Annotated in this window: 17 protein-coding genes; 11 read left to right on the top strand and 6 right to left on the bottom strand. The window is 68.8% G+C overall.

Annotation, left to right across the window (positions count from 1 at the left end):
* Positions 1–2 precede the first annotated feature (2 nt).
* The 3 genes from ACJMK0_RS10970 to ACJMK0_RS10960 all read left to right on the top strand — a co-directional run bounded on the left by ACJMK0_RS10970 (position 3) and on the right by ACJMK0_RS10960 (position 5,573).
* The gene (locus ACJMK0_RS10970) at positions 3–1,178 is read left to right on the top strand and encodes a M20 family metallopeptidase (protein ID WP_405238337.1); all 1,176 of its coding nucleotides are present in this window, start codon (positions 3–5) and stop codon (positions 1,176–1,178) included.
* Positions 1,175–2,191, top strand: a complete 1,017-nt coding sequence (locus ACJMK0_RS10965; protein ID WP_405238335.1) for a hypothetical protein — start codon at positions 1,175–1,177, stop codon at positions 2,189–2,191. Before ACJMK0_RS10970 ends, ACJMK0_RS10965 begins: the two co-directional genes overlap by 4 nt.
* Before the next feature lie 91 nt (positions 2,192–2,282).
* The gene (locus ACJMK0_RS10960; RefSeq protein WP_452233286.1) at positions 2,283–5,573 is read left to right on the top strand and encodes a VPS10 domain-containing protein; all 3,291 of its coding nucleotides are present in this window, start codon (positions 2,283–2,285) and stop codon (positions 5,571–5,573) included.
* A 193-nt stretch (positions 5,574–5,766) separates the two neighbouring features.
* Here the strand turns inward: ACJMK0_RS10960 and ACJMK0_RS10955 are convergent, their stop codons facing one another.
* Entirely contained in the window at positions 5,767–6,690 is a 924-nt protein-coding gene (locus tag ACJMK0_RS10955; RefSeq protein ID WP_405238331.1) for a LysR family transcriptional regulator, read from the bottom strand.
* An 89-nt stretch (positions 6,691–6,779) separates the two neighbouring features.
* On the opposite strand from ACJMK0_RS10955, the gene ACJMK0_RS10950 reads away from it, so the two are divergent.
* Entirely contained in the window at positions 6,780–7,250 is a 471-nt protein-coding gene (locus ACJMK0_RS10950; RefSeq protein ID WP_405238329.1) for a tetratricopeptide repeat protein, read from the top strand.
* A gap of 116 nt (positions 7,251–7,366) precedes the next feature.
* Here ACJMK0_RS10950 and ACJMK0_RS10945 read toward each other — a convergent pair whose 3' ends face one another.
* Positions 7,367–9,541: a M3 family metallopeptidase gene (locus ACJMK0_RS10945; protein ID WP_405238327.1), complete on the bottom strand. Its 2,175-nt coding sequence runs from the start codon at positions 9,539–9,541 to the stop codon at positions 7,367–7,369.
* A 58-nt stretch (positions 9,542–9,599) separates the two neighbouring features.
* Positions 9,600–10,307: an alanyl-tRNA editing protein gene (locus tag ACJMK0_RS10940; protein ID WP_405238325.1), complete on the bottom strand. Its 708-nt coding sequence runs from the start codon at positions 10,305–10,307 to the stop codon at positions 9,600–9,602.
* A gap of 356 nt (positions 10,308–10,663) precedes the next feature.
* On the opposite strand from ACJMK0_RS10940, the gene ACJMK0_RS10935 reads away from it, so the two are divergent.
* The gene (locus tag ACJMK0_RS10935) at positions 10,664–12,895 is read left to right on the top strand and encodes a TonB-dependent receptor (protein WP_405238323.1); all 2,232 of its coding nucleotides are present in this window, start codon (positions 10,664–10,666) and stop codon (positions 12,893–12,895) included.
* 75 nt (positions 12,896–12,970) lie between these two features.
* Positions 12,971–13,648, top strand: coding sequence for a cupin domain-containing protein (locus ACJMK0_RS10930; protein ID WP_405238321.1), 678 nt, complete (start codon positions 12,971–12,973; stop codon positions 13,646–13,648).
* Between the two features lie 43 nt (positions 13,649–13,691).
* Here the strand turns inward: ACJMK0_RS10930 and ACJMK0_RS10925 are convergent, their stop codons facing one another.
* Complete coding sequence (locus ACJMK0_RS10925; protein WP_405238319.1) at positions 13,692–14,897, bottom strand: GGDEF domain-containing protein; 1,206 nt, start codon at positions 14,895–14,897, stop codon at positions 13,692–13,694.
* Positions 14,898–15,158: 261 nt separating this feature from the next.
* On the opposite strand from ACJMK0_RS10925, the gene ACJMK0_RS10920 reads away from it, so the two are divergent.
* Both ACJMK0_RS10920 and ACJMK0_RS10915 read left to right on the top strand, forming a co-directional pair.
* A complete protein-coding gene (locus tag ACJMK0_RS10920; protein WP_405238317.1) occupies positions 15,159–16,424 on the top strand; it encodes a parallel beta-helix domain-containing protein in 1,266 nt (421 codons plus the stop codon).
* A gap of 65 nt (positions 16,425–16,489) precedes the next feature.
* Positions 16,490–17,629, top strand: a complete 1,140-nt coding sequence (locus ACJMK0_RS10915; RefSeq protein WP_405238315.1) for an SO2930 family diheme c-type cytochrome — start codon at positions 16,490–16,492, stop codon at positions 17,627–17,629.
* Here the strand turns inward: ACJMK0_RS10915 and ACJMK0_RS10910 are convergent.
* The gene (locus ACJMK0_RS10910; RefSeq protein WP_405238313.1) at positions 17,597–18,391 is read right to left on the bottom strand and encodes an ABC transporter ATP-binding protein; all 795 of its coding nucleotides are present in this window, start codon (positions 18,389–18,391) and stop codon (positions 17,597–17,599) included. The genes ACJMK0_RS10915 and ACJMK0_RS10910 overlap by 33 nt on opposite strands.
* A gap of 131 nt (positions 18,392–18,522) precedes the next feature.
* Here ACJMK0_RS10910 and ACJMK0_RS10905 point away from each other — a divergent pair, with 131 nt between their 5' ends.
* Positions 18,523–18,969, top strand: coding sequence for a hypothetical protein (locus ACJMK0_RS10905; protein ID WP_405238311.1), 447 nt, complete (start codon positions 18,523–18,525; stop codon positions 18,967–18,969).
* A gap of 28 nt (positions 18,970–18,997) precedes the next feature.
* On the top strand, positions 18,998–20,038 hold the full coding sequence (locus ACJMK0_RS10900; protein ID WP_405238309.1) for an SDR family oxidoreductase: 1,041 nt from the start codon (positions 18,998–19,000) through the stop codon (positions 20,036–20,038).
* A gap of 27 nt (positions 20,039–20,065) precedes the next feature.
* Here ACJMK0_RS10900 and ACJMK0_RS10895 read toward each other — a convergent pair whose 3' ends face one another.
* On the bottom strand, positions 20,066–20,899 hold the full coding sequence (locus tag ACJMK0_RS10895; protein WP_405238308.1) for a metal-dependent hydrolase: 834 nt from the start codon (positions 20,897–20,899) through the stop codon (positions 20,066–20,068).
* A 110-nt stretch (positions 20,900–21,009) separates the two neighbouring features.
* On the opposite strand from ACJMK0_RS10895, the gene ACJMK0_RS10890 reads away from it, so the two are divergent.
* Entirely contained in the window at positions 21,010–21,174 is a 165-nt protein-coding gene (locus ACJMK0_RS10890; RefSeq protein ID WP_405238306.1) for a hypothetical protein, read from the top strand.
* The last annotated feature ends 17 nt before the right edge of the window (positions 21,175–21,191 follow it).

Raw genomic sequence — 21,191 nt, 5'->3', positions numbered from 1 at the left:
CGATGGACCGGCTGCGTGGACCCGAGATCCTGGCGCAGCTCGAGACCGAGCGGAACCGGCTCATCGCTTTCCTGCGCGACCTGGTCGAGGCGGAGTCCCCCTCGTCCGTGCCCGAGACCCAGCGGCGGGTGCGCTCCCTGCTCGCCGCCGGCCTTGAAGAACTCGGTTACCGCACGCAGCCGCTGCACGGCCGGCAGACCGGAGGGCATCTCTACGCGCGGCCGCGCCACCGGCGGCGCAGCGCCGGAGTGCAGTTGCTGATCGGTCACTACGATACGGTCTGGCCCGTCGGCACGCTGGCCGAGCGGCCGTTCGAGGTGGACGGCAACGTCATCCGCGGGCCCGGCGTATTCGACATGAAGGGCGGGCTCGCGCAGATCGTCTTCGCGCTGGCGGCCCTGCGCGCCCTCGGTCTCGAGCCGCCGTTGACGCCGGTGGTGTTCGTGAATGCCGACGAGGAGATCGGCAGCCGCGATTCCGGCCGCCACGTCCGCCGGCTCGCGCGCATCGCCCGGCGCGCCTACGTGCTGGAGCCCTCGCTGGGCGCGGAGGGGCAGCTGAAGACGGCGCGCAAGGGAGTGGCGCGCTACACCGTGACCGTTCACGGCAAGGCGGCCCACGCGGGACTGGATCCGGAGGGCGGTGCCAGCGCCATCCTGGAACTCTCCCACGTCATCCAGAAACTGTTCGCGCTGAACGATGCGCAGCGGGGCGTCACCGTGAACGTGGGTACCGTCGACGGCGGCATGCGGCCCAACGTGATCGCGCCGCTCAGTCAGGCGGTGATCGACGTCCGCGTGCCGACCCATGACGATGCGCAACGGATCGATGCGGCCATTCGGAGTCTGGAGCCGGTGACGCCGGGCGTGCGCATCCGCGCCGAGGGCGGCTTCGGCCGGCCGGCGCTGGAGCCGACGCCGCGCAACCGTGCCCTGTGGGAGACGGCCCGGGCCCACGGCGAGGCGCTCGGACTCCATCTCACCGAGGCCCGCGCCGGCGGCGGCTCCGACGGCAATACCACCAGTCTGTACACCGCCACCCTGGACGGACTCGGCCCGGTCGGCGACGGCGCCCATGCCGAGCACGAGTTCCTGTACCTCGACCGCACGCTGGAGCGCACCGCACTGCTGGGCTCCCTGCTCCTCGCACCGGACATCGCCGGGGGAGACGCGGCATGACCGGCCTGTTCCTCGGCAGCCTGACCCGCATCGCGGACCTCGACGTGGAGCCGTTCGCCATCGAACGTCTCCCGCATACGGCCTGGGCGGGAGGCGACTACGTGGTGGGCGCCGTCACCGGCACGCCCGGCCCGCTGTACGAGATCGAGACCGCCACGGGCCGGCACGTGCGGGTGCTGCCGGGCGATCTCGTGGTGGGCGCCTTCGGCAACCGGGAGGCCACGCTGGAAGGAGTCGGCAGCTGGCGCGACATCGAGGGCGACGAGATGCATGCGATGACCGGCGCCGGCCTGTTCGGACGCTTCGTCTCGCTCTCGCTCATGCTGCCCCGGCCGCTCTCGCTGGAGTACCGGGGACACGTGCTGCGGGACGGCCGCAAGCTCGCGATGGGGGACTTCGTCGAACCGGCCGAGCCGCAGCCCCTCGAGTGCCCGGTGGTGCTGCTCTACGGCACGTCCATGTCGGCCGGCAAGACGACCGCGGGACGCGTCATCGTCCACGAACTGGCGAATACCGGCCGCGACGTGGTCGGCGTGAAGCTCACGGGAGCGGGCCGCTACCGCGACGTGCTGAGTTTCCAGGACGCAGGTGCCGATGCGGTGTTCGACTTCGTCGACGCCGGCCTGCCTTCCACCGTGGTGCCGGAGGACGTATTCCTGGCGGCCATCCGGCCGCTGCTCGGGCGGATCGCGCGGCGCCGGCCCGACGTGGTGGTGGTGGAAGCCGGCGCCTCGCCGCTGGAGCCCTACAACGGCGCGGCAGCGATCGACGAGCTCGGCGAGCGGATTCGCTGCGCCGTCCTGTGCGCCTCCGATCCCTATGCGGTCACCGGCGTCGAGCATGCGTTCGGCCTGCGCCCGGACGTGGTCATGGGGCCCGCCACGAGCACCAGCGCGGCGATAGCGCTGGTGCACAAGCTGAGCGGTGTGCCGGCCATCAACGTGCTGGACCCGGGCTCGTTGCCGGCGCTGCGCCGCGTGCTCGCGGAGTGCCTGGACATCCGCTTCCGCTGAACCGGCGCCGCCGGTTATGGCATAGTGTTTCACCCAGTCCGTCCGGCCTTCCGCCGGGCGGAAATCCGGCCCAGCCACCGAAGGATGGATGATGAAGATGTCCGCCAGACTGCTGTTTGCTTCCCTCTTGCTCCCACTCGCCGTCTTCGCGGCGGACGCCTCCGACGAGGAGGTCGAGCCGGGACTCAACGCGCCGACCCTGGAAGGTCTGGAGCTGCGCAATATCGGACCCGCCTTCATGTCCGGGCGCATTGCGGACATCGTGCTGCACCCCGAGGACCCGAGCATCTGGTATGTGGCGGTGGGCAGCGGCGGCGTGTGGAAGACGACCAACGCGGGCACCACCTGGGAGCCGATCTTCGACGACCAGCCATCCTATTCCATCGGCTGCATCACTCTCGATCCCAACGATCCGGACACGCTCTGGGTGGGCACGGGCGAGAACGTGAGCGGACGCCACGTGGGCTACGGCGACGGGTTGTACCGCAGCCGGGACGGCGGCGAGACCTGGGAGCGCATGGGTCTGGAGCGCTCCGAGCACATCGGCATGATCCGCATCGACCCGCGGGACTCGAACGTCATCTGGGTGGCCGCCCAGGGGCCGCTGTGGTCGGCCGGCGGCCAGCGGGGCCTGTACAAGTCCGTCGACGGCGGCGAGACCTGGGAGCGGCTGCTGGGCGACGACGAGTATACGGGCGCGAACGAGGTGCATCTCGACCCGCGCGACCCGGATGTGGTCTACGCGGTCACCTGGCAGCGCTATCGCAACGTGGCCGCGCTCATGAACGGGGGCCCGGGCAGCGGCATCCACAAGTCCGAAGACGGCGGCGAGACCTGGCGGGAACTCACCGAGGGCCTGCCCGAGGAGGACATGGGCAAGATCGGGCTGGCCATCTCGCCCCAGGACCCGGACGTGGTCTACGCCACCATCGAACTCGCGCGCCGCACGGGCGGCTTCTGGCGTTCCGGGGACGGCGGCGAGACCTGGGAGAAGCGCAACGACTATCTCTCCAGCGGCACCGGCCCTCACTACTACCAGGAACTGTTCGCGAGTCCCCACGCCTTCGACCGGGTCTACCAGATGGACGTGTTCTTGCACGTCACCCACGACGGCGGCGAGAACTTCACGAAGATGGGCTTCGACGCCAAGCACGTCGATCATCATGCCATGGCCTTCCGGCCCGACGACCCCGACTATCTCATCGTGGGCACGGACGGGGGCATCTACGAGAGCTTCGACCTGGGTGAGAACTGGCGTTACGCGGCGAACCTGCCGATCACCCAGTTCTACAAGGTCTCCGTGGACTACGACGAGCCCTTCTATAACATCTACGGCGGCACCCAGGACAACTCCACCCAGGGCGGCCCGGCGCGCACCGCGAACGTCCACGGCATTACCAACTCCGACTGGTTCGTCGCGCTCGGCGGCGACGGCCACGAGCCGGAGGCCGACCCCACCAACCCCGACATCGTCTACGTGCAGTGGCAGCAGGGGAACCTGAACCGCTACGACCGGCGCACGGGCGAGACGGTCTACATCCAGCCCCAGCCCGCGCGCGGCGAGCCGGAGGAGCGTTTCAACTGGGATGCCCCCATCCTGATCAGTCCCCACGATCCGGCCCGGCTGTATGTCGGCAGCCAGCGGCTCTGGCGCAGCGACAGCCGCGGCGACGAGTGGCAGGCCCTGAGCGGCGACCTCACCCGCGACATCGACCGGCTGCGCCAGCCGATGATGGGCACGCGCTGGAGTTTCGATGCGCCCTGGGATCTGTACGCCATGTCGAAGTACAGCACCATCGCCAATCTGGACGAGTCGCCGCTGGTCGAGGGACTGATCTACGTGGGCACCGACGACGGGCTCATCCAGGTGACCGAGGACGGCGGTGAGACCTGGCGCGAGATCGACTCGCTGCCCGGCGTCCCCGACTACTTCTACGTGAACGACATCAAGGCCGACCTGCACGACCCGGACACCGTCTACGTGGCGGTGGACAATCACAAGGCCGGCGACTTCCAGCCCTATATCCTGAAGAGCACCAACCGGGGCCGCAGCTGGCGCAGCATCGCCGACGGCCTGCCTGACCGTCACATCGTCTGGCGGGTGATCCAGGATCACGTGGACCCGGACCTGCTGTTCGCGGCCACGGAGCTCGGGCTGTTCTTCACCGTGGACGGCGGCGGCAACTGGACCGAGCTGGACGGCGGCATCCCCACGATCTCCTTCCGTGATCTCGAGATCCAGCGGCGGGAGAACGACCTGGTGGCCGCCAGCTTCGGCCGCGGCTTCTTCGTGCTCGACGACTACTCACCGCTGCGCGAGCTGAGCGGGGAGACGCTCGCCGAAGAGACGGTGTTGTTCCCCGTGCGCGACGCCGCCTGGTACGTGCCCCGCGACCCCCTCGGCTGCGGCACCCCGGGCTGCCAGGCCTTCCAGGGCGCCAGCTTCTTCGTGGCGCCGAATCCTCCGTTCGGCGCGGTGTTCACCTACTACCTGCCGGAGAAGATCCGCAGCCGGGAGGAGCAACGTCAGGAGCGGGAGAAGGAACTGAAGCTGGAGGGAGCGCCGATCCCGTTCCCGGACTGGGATGCGGTGCTGGACGAGGAACTGGAGGAGCCGCCGGCCGTGTGGCTGACGGTACGCGACGCGGCGGGCGAAGTCGTGCGTCATATCGAGGCGCCGGCCGAGGCGGGATTCCACCGGGTGGCCTGGGACCTGCGCTACCCGGATCTCAGCCGCTGGGAGCCGCAGAGCGACGAGGAGCCTGCCCCCTGGGAGATCCGCCACGGCGTGCTGGCGGAGCCGGGCGAGTACTCGGTGACCCTGGCCCGGCGCGTCAACGGCCGCGTCGAGACCCTGGGTGAACCGCAGGGCTTCCGCGTCAATTCCATCCGCGAGCCCGTGCTCGAGGGTCCGGCCCAGAGCGAGCGTGTGCGCTTCGACCGCCGCGTCGCCGAACTGGGCCGTGCGGTCAGTGCCGCCGTGGCCGCCGTGGAGGCGCTGACCACCGAGACCGGCGCCATCAAGGACGTGCTGACCCGTTCCACGGCGGATCCGGCGCTCTACGCCACGGCCCAGGGCATCGAGGAACGCGCCCGGCGCCTTGGCGTGCGTCTCAGCGGTCACGGCGAACGCGCCGAGATGGGTGATGCGCAACCGGTCTCCATCGCGCGCCGCCTGAACGTGGCCGGCTTCGGTAATACCAGGAATGCCTACGGCCCGACCGGCACCCAGCGCACGAGTCTGGAGATCGCGGAGGCGGAGTTCGCGGAGGTGAAGCAGGCACTGGACCAGTTGATCGACGTGGAACTGGCGGGTCTGAAGGAACGCCTGGACGGCGCCGGGGTACCCTGGTCACCGGGCCGCGGCGTGCCGCTCCGCTGACACCAATGTAGGAGGGCCTTCAGGCCCGACCGGGCTTTCTGTTGGCGTAGGCCCGCCATCGGCTGGGGTGGACTACTGGGGACGCTCAGTCGGACGTCCTGTCCTCCTTCACTTCGGCCGGGCCTCCTTCCCGCCGTCCTGGCTCCAGTCGGCCCGGACGACCCCAGCAGGGCGGCCAGGAAAGAACGTGGTGTCAGGCGGCCTTGCCGCCCTCGAACTGTTCCTTGTTCGCCAGCACCCGCTCGGTGAGGAAGTCGGAGACGGCGCGGATGCGGGCGCTGTGACGGAGTTCCTCGTGGGTGAGCAGCCACATCGGCGCCTCGAACAGGTTCGTGCCGGCCAGCAACGGCACCAGCCCGCCCTGCATGGCGACCCAGCGGTGTGACAGCACGGCGATGCCGTAGCCGGCCCGGGCGGCGGACATCTGCGCGGCCGCGCTGTTGGTGGTGAAGACGAAGCGGCCGGTCGGCAGATGGGCGAGCTCGTCGCCGGGGACGAGGTGTGCCGGGCTGCCGGCCTGCTCGAGGCCGATCAGATCGTGGTGCGCGAGATCGTCGAGCGACTCGAGCGGCGGCGCGTGCTCCAGATAGGAAGGCGCCGCATACAGCCCGAAGCCCACCGTGACGAGCCGCCGCCCGATCAGCTCGGGCTCTTTCGGTTCGCCGAGGCGCAGCGCGATGTCGGCCTCCCGGCGCAGCAGATCCATGGTGCGGCTGTCCACGCGGATATTGAGCGTGATATCCGGATAGCGCCGGCGGAATTCGGTCAGCTCCGGCGGCAGCCATTCCGTGCCCGTGCCTTCCGTGGCGGTGATCACCACCTCGCCGGCGAGTCCCTTCGACTGCACGTCCACGGCGCGCTCGATGGCGAGCATCTCCCGTTCCATGCGCTGCGCGTTCTCCAGGATGGACCGGCCCGTGTCCGTGAGCTGCATGCGCCGGCCGGTGCGCACGAACAGAGGCACGCCCATGCGCTTCTCCATCGCGGCCAGGCGGCGGCCGAGCGTGGGTTGGGATACGGACAGGTGTTCGGAGGCGGCGAGCAGGCTGCCGTGCTCCACGATGGCGAGGAAGAGGCGGATGTCGCCCCAGCCCCGCAGCGAGGTCGTGCTATTCATAAATGAATAGTAATTATATTTTTTCTTTATTGCTATGCGTATGCGTAATCCATACCGTATCCCCACGGTTCATCGAGAGGGAGATACCCATGAGCATCGCAACACAACTGGCCGCACTGGCATTGACACTGACCGGCGCCCTCGGCGCCACGGACGCGGCGGCGGCAGGTCTGGACCTGCAGACGACGCCGGAATTCGTACAGCGCGCCGAGGTGGCGCTGGCGGCCGGCAACACCGAACGGGCGGTGGGCCTCATCGCGCCGCGCATCGATCGGCTGCGGGGCGAGTACGCCCGCAACCGGGCTTACGCGACCCTCTGCAACGCCCACCTGCGCCAGAAAGACTACGAGCTGGCGGGCGAGGCCTGCAGGCTCGCGGCCGAGAACCGCTACGCCACTTGGAGTGACTACAACAACCTGGGTGCCTGGCATTACCTGACCGGCGACCTGGAGGCCGCGCGCAAGCAGTTCGAGAAAGCCGCGGAACTGGCGCCGGGCCGGGAGGCAGTCGCCATGAACATCGAGGCGACCGTGGCCGCCCGAGGCAGCCAGGGCCGCTGAGACTCGCGGCACCTGCGCCGGACACGATGCGGTCCAGCCTCCCCCGGACCGTATTCGCGCCTCTCGCGGTGCGCCGCAGCCGGGCCAGCAATGGCCCGGCTTTTTTCCTTTTTTTTCTAAGGCGCCAGCGGCCTTTCCGGCAGCAGCCCGCGCCGCTCCAGCAGCGGCTCGATGACCGGATCGCGCCCGCGGAAGGCCCGGAACAACTCGAGACCCGGCTTCGTGCCGCCCTTCGACAGGATCTCCTCGCGGAAGGCCGCAGCCGTCTCCCGGTCGAACAGCCCCTGTTCCCGGAAGGCCTGGAAGATGTCGGCGTCCATGACCTCGGACCACAGATAGCTGTAGTAGCCGGCGGAATAGCTGCTGGAGAAGATGTGCCGGAAATAGGTGCTGCGGTAGCGGGGGATGATGTCGTCGATCAGGCCGATACGCTCCATCTCCGCGCGCTCGAACTGCTCGGGCACCACCTCCGCGCCGGGCTCCAGCATGTGGTAGGCCATGTCGAGATAGGACGCCGCCATGTACTCCACGGTGCGGAAGCCCTGGTTGAACTTCGCCGTCGTCTGGATCTTGCGTATCAGCTCGTCCGGCAACGGCTCGCCGGTCTCGTAGTGACGGAAGGTCTTCAGCATCTCCGGTTCGCCGAGCCAGTTCTCCATCACCTGCGAGGGCAGCTCCACGAAATCACGCGCCGTGCTCGTTCCGGCCAGTGACGGATAGCGCACCTCGGAGAGCATGCCGTGCAGCGCATGGCCGAACTCGTGCAGCAGGGTCTCCGCCTCGGAGTAGCGGAGCAGGGCGGGCTGGCCGGGCGCCGGCGCCGGGAAGTTGAAGTTATTGGTCACCACCGGTGTCACGAATCCGTCCATGTCCGACTGCTGACGCAGCGCGTTCATCCAGGCGCCGCCGCGCTTGCTCTCCCGGGCGAACCAGTCCATGTAGAGGATGGCGAGATGGGAGCCGTCCGCGTCGAACACCTCGAACACCTGCTGGTCCGAGTGCCAGCGCGGCAGGTCCGGGCGCTCCTCGAAGGTCAGGCCGAACAGCCGGCCCGCCAGCTCGAACGCCGCGCTGCGAACGGCGGAGAACTCGAACCAGGGTCTGAGCGCCTGCTCGTCGAAGTCGTAGCGCTGCTTGCGCAGTTTCTCCGTGTAGTAGCGCCAGTCCCAGGGCTCCAGCTCGCCGTCGATGCCGTCGGCACGGAGCATCGCCCTCAGCGCATCCCGTTCGCGCTTCGCCATGGCCAGCGCCGGCTCCCAGACCTCGTCCAGCAATTCGTAGACGCGCTCCGGCGTCTGCGCCATCCGGTCCACCAGCACCGAGGCGGCGTGATTGTCGAAGCCGAGCAGCCGGGCCCGCTCGGCGCGCAGCGCCACCATCTCGGTGACGATCGCATTGTTGTCAGCCTCGTTGCCCCGGTCGCCGCGCAGGGCGTAGCCCGTAAATATCTGCTTCCGGAGCTCCCGGTTCGGCGAGTACTCCAGGAACGGCTCGATGCTCGGCCGCTGCAGCGTGAAGACCCAGCAGTCCTCGCAGTCGTGGCCGCGGCGCTCCGCCTCCGCCGCGGCGGAGGCGACCAGGCTCGCCGGCAGCGCGCCGAGGTCCGACCGGTCCGTGACCAGCAGTTCGAACCGGTTGGTCTCCTCCAGCACGTTCTGCTGGAAGTCCTCCTCGAGCACGGCGAGCCGGCTGTTGATCTCCCTGAGCCGCGCGCGGGCCTCGTCGTCCAGTGCCGCGCCGGCCAGGACGAACTCCTTGTGGGTCTCCTCCAGCAGCCGCAGCGCCTCGGCATCCAGCTCGAGGTCTTCCCGACCCTGCCAGAGCGCGTCGATGCGTTCGAACAGGGCCGGGTTCAGCAGGATGTCGTCGTCGTGGGCCGAGAGCTCCGGGGCGATGGTCTTCGCCGTCTGCCGGATCACTTCGTCCGAGTGAGCCGAGTTCACGGCGTAGAAGACCCGCGCCGTGCGTTCCAGGGACGATCCCGCGCGCTCCAGCGCCTCGACGGTGTTCGCGAAGGTCGGCGGCTCGGGGTTGGCGATGATGGCCTCGATCTCCCCGCGCTCCCGGCGCATGCCCTCGCGCAGGGCCGGCAGGTAGTGCTCCGCGCGGATGCGGTCGAAGGGCGGCACCCCGTGGGGCGCGTCCCAGTCGGCGAGCAGCGGGTTGCCGACGGCGGGAGGCTCGTCGGTTGCCGCGGGCGGCGCCGTTCCGGCGCCGGTGGCGGTGCCGGAGTCCTGGCCGCAGGCCGCGATCATCAGGGTCGTAAATGCGAGCAGACCTCGTGCGTACATGTTGCCTCTTCGGTGTCCGTGGATGATGGAAGGCCGCGACGCGGCGGGGTCGCGTCGTTCAGGCGTCCGCGAACACGATGTTCACGCGCCGGTTGTGCCGGCCCTTCTTCTCGATCTTGCTGACCCGGATGGGACCGATCTCGCTCGTCCGCCGCACGTGGGTGCCCCCGCAGGGCTGCAGGTCGACGTTCGGGATCTCGAGCAGCCGGATGTGCCCGGCGTCCATGGGCGGTGAGACCGACATGGTGCGCACGAGTTCCGGCTGGTCGCGGAGCTCCTCGCCCGTGATCCAGCGGGACTGCACTTCGTGATCCCCGGCGATGAGGGCGTTCACCGCAGCCGTCACGGCCTCCTTGTCCAGCGTCTCCTCCATGTCGAAGTCGAGCCGGCTCTTCGCGGCGCTGATATTGCCGCCGGTGACGCCGTGGGGGATCACGGCGCCCACCAGGTGCAGGCAGGTGTGCATGCGCATGTGGCGGTAGCGCAGCTCCCAGTCGATCACGGCGCGCACCTGTTCGCCCGGCGCGGGGAGTGGGGCGTCCCCGGCCGGGACGTGGCGGATGGCACCGGCCTCGCCCTTGCGGGTATCGACGATGCCGATGCGCTCGCCCGCGGCCGTCTCCAGCCTGCCCCGGTCGCCGGGCTGGCCGCCGCCGAGGGGATAGAACACGGTGCGGTCGAGCACGATTCCGTCCTCGTCCGCCGCAACTACGGTCGCCGTGCACTCCTTAAGATTGGCGTCCTGCTCGAACAGTCTTTCGGTCATGAGGTCTCCGCTCCCGCGGCGGGGCCGGTGCCTGCCGGCTGTGGCCCCAAAGCAACAGAATTGGCATGCGCCCGCGAGTGCCGTGGCGGTCTGCCCGCGACTGTGCCGCTTCCATTGTACATCAACGGAAACTGCCCCTCGCCAGCGATCCTGGATAGCCGGGATTTATTGGACAACGCCTCCACGCCGGGCCCACGCGGATCGGATTGTTGCGGCAAGCCGACAATTATCTTGACCGCGTGGAGCGGCCGTCGCTATGCTTGGTTGGCAGCCGGCGTCCGGCCACGGCCGATTGCCGCGCTGCGCAAGACCGCGCGCCGGCTTCGGCACGTGCAGACATCACAGGGGGAGAAATCGTGAAACACGGAATATCCGGTATCGCCCGGTGGGCGACCGCAGCGTTCGCACTTGCCGGTATGACCGGCGCGGCTACGCTCGCGCAGGCCCAGGGGGCACAGGAAGCCTTCGTCGAGGAGATCATCGTCACTGCGACGAAACGTGCCGGTGGTCAGGAGGTCCAGGACGTCCCCGTGGCCGTCACGGCACTCGGTGAGGAACAGATCGACGCGCTCTATCTGCGCGATCTGAAGGCACTCGGCTACGGCATACCCAACGTCCAGCTCGAGGACATCGGCACCACCCGCGGCGTGGCGAACTTCTCCATCCGCGGCCTCGGCATCAACAGCTCCATCCCGTCCATCGATCCCACCGTCGGCGTGTTCGTCGACGGCATGTACTACGGCATCAATGGCGGCGTCGTGTTCGATACCTTCGACCTGCAGGCCGTCGAGGTGCTGCGCGGGCCCCAGGGGCTCCTCTTCGGCCGCAACGTGACCGGCGGAGCGGTGCTGATGCAGACCAGCCGGCCCACCGAGGAACTCTCGGTCAAGGTCAAGGGAGCGGTGGAGACGGGCAACAACGTCGTCACGTCCGGCGTGTTCACGGGTCCGCTTAGCGAGTCGGGCAATCTGCTCGGCAAGATCGCCGTCTACCACAACAAGGACGGCGGCTGGCATACCAATGATTTCGACGGCAGCGACTTCGGCGAGGCGGATACCACGCTCATCCGCACCGGGCTGACGTGGCGTGCCACGGACGCGCTCGAGTTCCTGCTGCGCACCGAGAACGGTCGCAGCGAGGGTGATGGCCCCGCATCCCAGAACAGCGGCCTGTTCAGCCGGGACAGCTTCGACTTCTCCATCGATTATCCGGGTTCCTACGACAACGAGTGGGACCAGGCCATCCTGGAGACCACCCTCGACGTGGCCTTCGGCGACGGCGAGATCGTCAACATCCTGGCCTGGCGCGACTACGAGAGCCTGTCGGCCGGCGACATCGACGCCTCGCCGTTCTTCCTGTTCCACTCCCGCGCGCTGACCCAGCAGGACCAGATCTCCAACGAGCTCAGGTACTCGGGTGCCTTCGGCAACTTCTTCGTCACCAGCGGCCTGTACTACCTGACCCAGGACCTGGATTACCGGGAGGAGCGCAACCTCATCTTCGGCACCAACCAGATCGTGGGCGGCGGCATCCAGGAGCAGTCGACCTGGGGCGTGTTCACCCAGGTGGACTGGCAGCTGAGCGAGCGCTGGACCATCAATCTCGGTGCCCGCTACAGCTCGGAGGACAAGGACGTGCAGATCGCGACCCTCGGCCTGCCGACCCCGGGCGGCACGCCGGCCTGCACCATCGAGAACGGCTGCAGCTTCTACAACCTGGTGGACGACGAAAGCTGGGACGCCTTCACGCCGAAGATCGGTTTCCAGTGGCGGCCGAACGACGTGACCCAGGTCTACGGCTTCTACACGCGCGGCTTCCGCAGCGGCGGCTACAACCTGCGTAACACGTCGCCTACCGCCTCGCCCGGGCCCTTCGACCAGGAGACCCAGGACTCCTTCGAGCTCGGTGTGAAGACGGACCTGTTCGATGGCCGTGTCCGCATGAACGCCGCGGTGTTCTACAACAAGCTGGAGGACCTGCAGCGCGAGGTGAACCTGCCGGGTAACGAGGCGGGTGTCATCCAGATCATCGACAACACGGCGGACGCGACCATCCAGGGCTTCGACTTCGAGGCTCGCGCGTTCGTGACCGACAGCCTCACCGCCACGGTCAACGCGGGGTACGTCGACGGCCAGTACGACGAGGTGCGCTTCGACATCTCCGGCGACGGCGAGGTAAACGAGGAGGACGAGGCGCTCGACATCCCGCGCCTCGCGCCGTGGTCCTACGGTGCCAGCCTGATCTACGACCGCGACATCGGCAACGGCATGGCGGTTAACGCCCTGGTGAGCTTCAACCACCGCGACCAGGCCCCGTATACGGATAACAACGAGGGGCTGCTGAAGGAGGCCGACATGCTGGATGCCAGCATCTCGCTGTACCTGATGGATCGTGCCCTGAAGCTTTCCGTCTACGGCAAGAACCTGAAGGACGAGGTGACCATCGGCGGCGACACTCAGCTGCCCGACATCTTCGCCGGCGGCCCGCTGGCGGGGGCGGTCTTCGGTATCACGCCGGGGCCGAACGCCACGTTCTCGCCGCTGAACAAGGGCCGGATCATCGGTTTCGAGGCCGAATACTCGTTCTGATCCGAAGTCCGGCGACTTGCCAAACGGGGCCCCTGATCGCAGGATCAGGGGCCCTTCTCGTTCCGGAGACTGCCCATGCGAGTCAATGCGGATTTCGCCGCGCCCGCCTTCGAGCGGACCAGCGAAATGGACTGGGTGCCATCGCCGACGGCGGGAGTGGAGCGGCGCATGCTCGACCGGGTCGGCGACGAGGTGGCACGGGCCACCAGCCTGGTGCGCTATGCGCCCGCGAGCCGCTTTCCCGAACACACCCACGGCAAGGGCGAGGAGTTCCTGGTGCTGGAGGGCGTATTCGCCGACGAACACGGGGAATACCCGGCCGGCACCTACGTGCGCAATCCGCCGGGCTCCTCCCATGCGCCCGCCAGCCCCGACGGCTGCGTGCTGCTGGTGAAGCTGCGCCAGTTCGCCGACAACGACCTGGAGCGCGTGGTGGTCGATACGCACCACGGCGCCTGGGAGGCGATTGCCGCCGAGGGCGTCGAGGGCGTCGAGCGACTGCCCCTGCACGCCCACGACAGCGAGCGCGTGGCGCTCTACCGCATGGCGGCCGGCTCCCGGGTACCGGGGCACGAGCACCCCGGCGGCGAGGAGGTATTCCTGATCGAGGGCGGGCTCTCGGACGGCGAGCGGGATTATATTGCCGGCGACTGGCTGCGCCTGCCGCCCGGCAGCGGCCATGCCGTGAGTTCGGAGAGCGGCGCCGTTTTCTGGGTGAAGACCGGCCATCTGCCGCCGGCGGACGCCGGCTGAACGATCGGATCGCCGGCTTTCGGGTGCGTCGTCCGACCGGCCGTCAGGCGGCGCCCATGCGGAAGGTACCGGTCTGCATGTCGGGGTCCGGTGCCGCGATCTGCACCTGGTTGCGCCCGCCCGCCTTCGCGGCGTAGAGCGCCTCGTCGGCCATCTGGATGAGCCCCTCCGAGCTGCGGCGGTCGGCGGCGGGCTGGGTGGTGGCGACGCCCACGCTGACGCTGAGCCTGGTCGGCCGCCCATCCACCCGGTGCGGGATGCCGAGCTGAAGGATGCTCACGCGGATGTGCTCGGCCAGTTTCGCGGCGTACTGCTCCGTGGTGCCGGTGAGCAGCACCACGAACTCCTCGCCGCCGTAGCGGGCCGCCATGTCGGTGGGGCGGCGCACGGCGGCGCGCACCATTTTCGCCACCGTGATGAGCGCTCGGTCGCCGGCCTGATGACCGTACTGGTCGTTGTATTCCTTGAAGTGATCGACGTCGATCAGCAGCAGAGCCAGCCGCGCCTCGTCGGCCGACGCCTTCTGCCACGCGGAGCGGAAGCGTTCGTCGAAGGCGCGCCGGTTGCTCAGTCCGGTGAGCTTGTCCTGCCCGGCGACGCGCTCCATCAGGTTCGCCTCCAGGAAGCTCCGGCGCCGGCCGCGCTCCAGCGAGTAGGCGCCGAAGATGCCGATGAAGTTCGTGAACAGGATGTACAGGCCGTTGTACATCAGGTCCACCGTGACGCCCTGCAGCGCCAGGCTGAGGCCGACGAAGGTGAAGAGCAGCGTGAGCGCCGTGGCCGTGGCGTAGTAGAAGCCGAGGCCGAGGAAGAAATAGATGTAGACCGTGATGGTCATGAAGCCCGAGAAGTAATAGGGCGTGCCGAGGTCGGCCGCCAGCGCGCCGATGGAGAGCGAACCCAGGCCGGCCACGATCGCCGCGATCATGGTGAACAGCTTGATGATGCGCTGGGCGGGCTGCCAGTAGGAGAGCAGCAGGACGCCGGTTACCGCCGGGATGATCACGAAGAGCCGGACAAGGTTCGAGATCCGGGCATATTCCGGCGGCATGAAATAATGGTCCACGGCCATCAGCGCGAACAGCAGCACCAGCCCCAGCCCCAGGCCGGCACGGGTCTGCAGGAGCGTCATCGACAGGTGGTGCCGCTGGTACTCCTCCTCGAGCCGGCGGTCGAAGCGCAGCCACCGGAACCCGGACGCCAGCTGCCGGGCGTAGGGGTTGTCGAGTACCGGCGAGTAGTCCGTCACCTGGATCTCCGCGGCCCCGTGGGCCTCCGCATATTATGTCAAGCACGCCGGATGCGGCAGCGCCCTCACCGTGGCCGGAGGCGACGGCACAGGCCGCTCCACGCCCGATTGCACCGGAAACGCGGCCGGATTGCCCGGGTGCAGGTCACAATCCGGCCGATCCGCCGGCCTGCCTGCCGGCCCGTCTTTGAATACGGGCCGCCCGGGTTCGCTACAATACGGCGGTCCGCACAGCGTCGGCCGCGGAACGGGAGGGGGAGCATGAGTACACGTCATCTGTGGATCGTCATCGGTGTCGCCGCGGTCGCGGCGGGTTGCGGCCAGCCGCCCGATGGCGGCGTGTCCGGCGAGACCGGCGAGCCGCCGGATACGGCGTATCAGGACCGGCTGCTGCAGGAACTCATCGCCGCCCGGCCCGGCGACGTCATCGAGATCCCGCCCGGGGTCCATCGCATCACCCGCAGCCTCACGCTGAACACGGACGGGGTCACCATCCGCGGCGCCGGCATGGACCGCTCGGTGCTCTCCTTCGCCGGGCAGATCCAGGGCGCGGAGGGGCTGCTGGTGAATGCGAGCGACTTCCTCATCGAAGACGTCGGCATCGAGGACACGGCGGGCGACGCGCTGAAGGTCAACGAGGGCCGGAATATCGTCATCCGGCGAGTGCGGGCCGAATGGACCGGGGGGCCCGACACGGACAACGGCGCCTACGGCCTCTATCCCGTGCAGGTGGAGAACCTGCTGCTGGAGGACTGCGTGGCCATCGGCGCGTCGGACGCGGGCATCTACGTCGGCCAGTCCCGCAACGTGGTGGTGCGCAACAACCGCGCCGAGTTCAACGTGGCGGGCATCGAGATCGAGAACACCATCGGCGCCGACGTCTACGGCAATCTCGCCACCAACAACACCGGCGGCATCCTGGTGTTCAACATGCCGGACCTGCCCCAGCCCGGCCATTCGACGCGGGTCTACCGCAACCGCGTGATCGCCAACAATACCGGCAACTTCGCGGCCGAGGGCACGGCGGTGTCCGGCGTCCCGGCCGGCACCGGGGTGCTGATCAACGCCAACGACCGGGTGGAGATATTCGACAACGACATCGCGGACAACGAGACGGCCAACGTGATCGTCTCCAGTTATTTCTCCTCCGGCTTCGAGGGCATGATGGAGGTCGCCGAGGATTACGACCCCTATCCGGAGACCATCTACATCTACGGCAATCGTTTCTCCGGCGGCGGCGACTCGCCCGACACCCTCGCGCTGAAAACCCTGAAGGTGGCCATGTTCGGGCTCGGCGGCTCGCTGCCGGACATCCTCTGGGACGGCTACGCCAACCCGGAGAAGACCGACGAGACCGGCGCGCTGAAGCCGCCGTATGCGATCTGCGTGGACAACGAGCCGGCCGTGGTGCTGAACGCCGACATGGGCAACGGCAGCGAAGACGTGACCACGGACATGACGGGCCACCGCTGCAGCCACGAAAAGCTGCCGGCCGTGGAGCTGGCGCTGGCCGACGGCGAGGCATGAGCCCGGGCCGCGCACCCGCCCCGGCGGCCGCCGGCAGGGTCGTCGCAATGGCGCGGGCTGCGGCAATGACAATGGCCGTGCTGGCCCTGACCGCCGGCTGCAGCGAACGGCAGGCGCCCGCCTTCCACGAGACGCCGCCCGAGCGGCTGAGCGAATGGGGACTCGTGCTGGCCGACGGCGGCCGGCTGGTAACGAACGAACGGGTGCTGCCCTACACCCTGAACACGCCGCTGTTCTCCGATTACGCGCAGAAGCTGCGCACGGTATGGATGCCGCAAGGCCGTGCGGCCCGCTACCGGGAGACCGGCGACTGGGACTTTCCGGTGGGCACGGTACTCACCAAGACCTTCTACTATCCGGTCGCGGGGCCGGGCGCAGTCTACGCAGAGGCCCGGGAGCGACTTTTCGACGGCGCCGCGCTGCGGCTCGAGGAAGTGCGCCTGATCGAGACCCGGCTGCTCGTGAAACAGGCCGACGGCTGGGAGGCCTACCCCTACGTGTGGAACGAGACGCAGACGGAGGCGACGCTGCGGCCGGTGGGCGACATGCTGGCGCTGCGTCTCGTGGCCGCCGACGGGCGCGAACGGCCGTTCACCTATGTCGTGCCCGATGCCAACCAGTGCGGCGGCTGTCATCGCCCCGACCATACGAGTAAGGAACTCCGGCCCCTCGGGCCGAAGACCCGGCACCTCAACTCCGTCGACGCGGATAGCGCGTCGGCCCCGGGCGGCGATCAGCTCGCCGCCTGGACGGCGGCCGGCTATCTCGCCGGCGCGCCCCCGGCGGCGGAGGCACCCCGCCTCGCCCGCTGGGACGGCACCGAAGGCGCCGACGTCCCGGCCCGTGCGAGGGCCTACCTGGACGTCAACTGCGGCCACTGCCACAACCCCCGCGGCGCGGCGGACACCTCCGGCCTTTTCCTGGACGTCGATACCGCCGACCCCCGACGGCTCGGCCGCTGCAAGCCGCCCATCGCGGCCGGGCGCGGCTCGGGCAACCGGCGCTACTCCATCGTGCCCGGCGATCCGGATGCCTCGATACTCGTCTACCGCATGGAGACCGGCGACCCGGCCGCCGCCATGCCCGAACTCGGCCGCGCGCTCGTGCACGAGGAGGGGGTGGCACTGATCCGCGAGTGGATCGCCGGCATGCGCGGCGAGTGCAGCACGGTGCTAGCCGGGAAGCGCGACGAAGAAACCCTCTGATTCGACGAGCCGGACGGCGGTGCCGTAAAGCTCGCTGAGCCGTGCCGCGGTGAGCAGCTCCCGTTTCGGCCCTGCCGCCACCACGCGGCCGGCCTGCAGCAGTATCACCCGGTCGATTTCGGGCGGGATCTCGTTCACGTGATGGGTGACCAGTGCGATGGTCGTGCCCGCCCGGATCAGTGCCCGGATCCGGGCGAGGAAGGAGAACGCCGCCGCGGGATCCAGGCCGGCCGTGGGCTCGTCCAGGATCAGCGCCTCCGGACGATGAACCAGCGCGCGGGCCAGCAGGCAGCGCCGCTGCTGGCCCGTGGAGAGCGAGCGGAAAGGCCGCTCCTCCAGCCCCGCGAGACCCAGTTCGGCGATCACCTCCCGGGCGCGCTCGAGGTGCTCCGGACCCGGCTCGAAAGGGACGCCCGCGAGTGCCTGGCTGCCGGCGAAGCCGGACAGGACGGCGGTCGCGAGCGGTACGCGGTCCATGTACTCGTGCTGCAGATCGTGGGAGACGAGTCCCAGCCGCTTGCGCAGGTCGCTCACCACCTGCAGGCCCTGGCCCAGCACGCGCACCGCGGGCTCGTCCCGCGCCTCCGGGTACAGCTCGCGGCTGATAAGTTTCAGGAGCGTGGTCTTGCCGGCCCCGTTCGGTCCGAGGATCGCCGTGTGCTGCCCGCCGTCGATGACGAGATCCAGGCCGTCGAAGACCCGTGTGTCGCCTCGCCAGACGACGGCGTCGCGGATCTCGATCAGTGGGGGGACCGGCGGCATCGCGGGAGCATGCCCGGCAGCCTGCAGGCGGTCAAACCGCCGTGCGCCACGGCCCTGCGTGCCGCCGGGGTCTGCCCGCGAGCGTACGAGTGCAGTATGGTAGCCGTATCCGTACCCGGAGAAGCACCGCCATGACGATCGCCAAGAATCTGCCCGGCTTCCTGCGGCACCAGGGTTTCTGGGACGGGGAGTATCGTCACCTGGACGCGCGGGGCAGGATCGTCGAACGCCATCACTCCACCGTCGAGGTGCGCTTCCCGAAGGACGGCCCCTGGGACTACGTGCAGAAGAACCGCTGGGTATGGCCGGACGGGCGCTCCAAGTACGCGGAATTGCCGGGCACTTACCGGGACGGCAGGGTTCACTTCGACAACGACATCCTCACCGGCGTCGCCTGGCAGGGCGCGCCGGACATCGTGCTGCTCACCTGGACCCGGCACGAGAACCCGGGCATGGAGCTGTTCGAGATGATCGTGATCAACGAGTACGACGACCGCCGATCGCGCACCTGGCACTGGCTGGAGGAGGGGGTCTGCGTGCGCAGGACGCTGATAGACGAGATCAAGGTCGGCCCGTAGTCCGTCCGCCGAACACAGGGAGAGAGTCATGAGCGCCGAGAACAGCCACAGAACCATACTTGTGACCGGCGCGTCCGGTTTCATCGCCATGCACTGCATCCTGCAGCTGCTGCAGAAGGGATTCCGGGTGCGCGGCACGCTGCGCTCGCCGTCCCGGGAGACGTCGCTGCGCGCCACCTTCGCGAAGCACGTCGACGCGGACGACCGGCTGTCTTTCTTCACGGCGAACCTGACGGACGACGAGGGCTGGCGCGAGGCCATCGAGGGCTGCGACGCGGTCCTGCACGTGGCCTCGCCGCTGCCGCGCACGCCGCCGAAACACGAGGACGATCTCATCGTACCGGCGCGCGAAGGCGTGCTGCGCGTGCTCGGCTTCTCCGCCGAGCTGGGCGTCCGACGCGTGGTGATGACCTCGTCGGTGGCCGCCGTGCTCTACGGCCACGAGCGCGACGGCAGCAAGGTCTACGACGAATCCAGCTGGAGCATCCCGGAGAAGACCGCCGGCGCCTACGAGAAGTCCAAGACGCTGGCCGAGCGCGCCGCGTGGGGGTTCATGGAATCCCTGCCGGATGACAGCACGCTCGAACTGGTCGCGCTGAATCCGGGTCTGGTGCTCGGCCCCATCCTGGACGAGGACTACGGCACCAGCGGCGAGGCCGTACGCAAGCTCATGCGTCGTGATCTCCCCGGCTGCCCGCCCATCGGTTACGCGCCGGTGGACGTGCGTGACGTCGCGGACGCGCATCTCAGCGCCATGGACGTGCCGGAGGCCGCCGGCCAGCGCTTCATCCTGGCCATCGAGCACGCCTGGTTCGGCGAGATCGCGGACATACTGGACGAACACCTGCGCGAGCGCGGCTACCGCATCCCCACCCGGAGACTGCCCGGCTTCGTGCTGCGTCTCGCCGCGCTGTTCGACAAGACGACGCGGCTGGTGGTCCCCGAGATCGGCCTGCGCATGGACATCTCGAACGAACGCGCGAAGCGGGTCCTGGGCTGGCAGCCGCGCTCGCTCCCGACCATGGTGAAGGACATGGCCGACAGCATGATCGAGTTCGGCGTCGCCTGAGGGCATCGGCCCTCGCGAGTCGGAGCCTCAGCCCTTGTGGGCCGGCTCGTAGCGCGCCACCAGCTCGCTGTTGTCGTGCTGCCAGGGATGGAAGCCGCTGCGCAGGAACGAAAACCAGGCCGGCACGATGCGCCGGAGCGTGCCGGGCCGGCCGAACAGGAACTGGAAGCCGTCCCACCAGGTGCGCCAGCGCCATAGCTGGCCGTCGCGCTTCAGCATGATGCGCGCGTTGCGGAAGGTGTCCTTCAGGAAGAAGAAGCTGGACATCACCAGCGCGTGCCGGCGTTCCTTCACCGTGCCGCCCACTAGTTCGTGGACGTCGAAGGCGACGGCCTTGTGCTCCGTCTCCTCCACCGCGTGCCAGCGCCAGAGTTCGGCGATCTCCGGATCGGCACCGGCCAGCACGTCGTCGTGGGAGAGGAGGTCGTGGGCCATGATGGCGGTCAGGTGCTCGTTGGCCACCGTGCCGGCAAGCAGGCGCCGCTCGTTGAAGTGGCCCTTCGCCCAGGCGATGCGCCGCCGGACCGGGCCCTCGAACTCCTCCAGGTCATAGCCGCGCGCGGCGCACAGCGCCTCGTTGTAGCGCTGGTGCTCCCGGCGGTGGATGGATTCCTGGCCCTGGAAGGCCAGCACCTCGGCACGCAGATCGTCCCCCTCGACGCGGTCCGAGTAAGCCCGGACGCTGTCGATGAAGAACTTCTCGCCGAGCGGGAAGAGCATGGACATGGCGTTGAACCAGGCCGTGCGGAAGGCGCTGCCACCGTGCCAGTCCCGCGCCAGGGCCTCCTTCAGCTCGAAGCGGCGCTGGCGGGGGCGGAAGCCGCCCTCCGGTCCGTGGTAGGTGTCGCGGAGCAGGGTCATGATGCGGTCCGGTCGTCGCTTGCCTCGAGCCCCGATCTTACCCCGTCGCGGACGGCCGGCACAGGACGCACGGTCCATACGAGGGTTCCGCGGGTGCTAGCATGAACCCCATGAGTACCGAACTGATTCTCGTCCTTGTCTTCCTGGTCGCCGGCGCGATCTACCTGGTGATGTACATCCGCCAGCTGATGCGGCGCAGCGAGGCGCAGTGGCAGGCCGCGGACAAGGACAAGCTGCGCACCTGGGACGACGAAGAGGACGAGGAGCGGGACTGAGCCGGACCGTTCCGGTG

It is taken from the genome of Lentisalinibacter orientalis, from assembly GCF_040706535.1.
GTDB classification, from domain to species: domain Bacteria; phylum Pseudomonadota; class Gammaproteobacteria; order Steroidobacterales; family Woeseiaceae; genus Lentisalinibacter; species Lentisalinibacter orientalis.
This window is presented reverse-complemented; position numbering and strand designations above follow the sequence as displayed.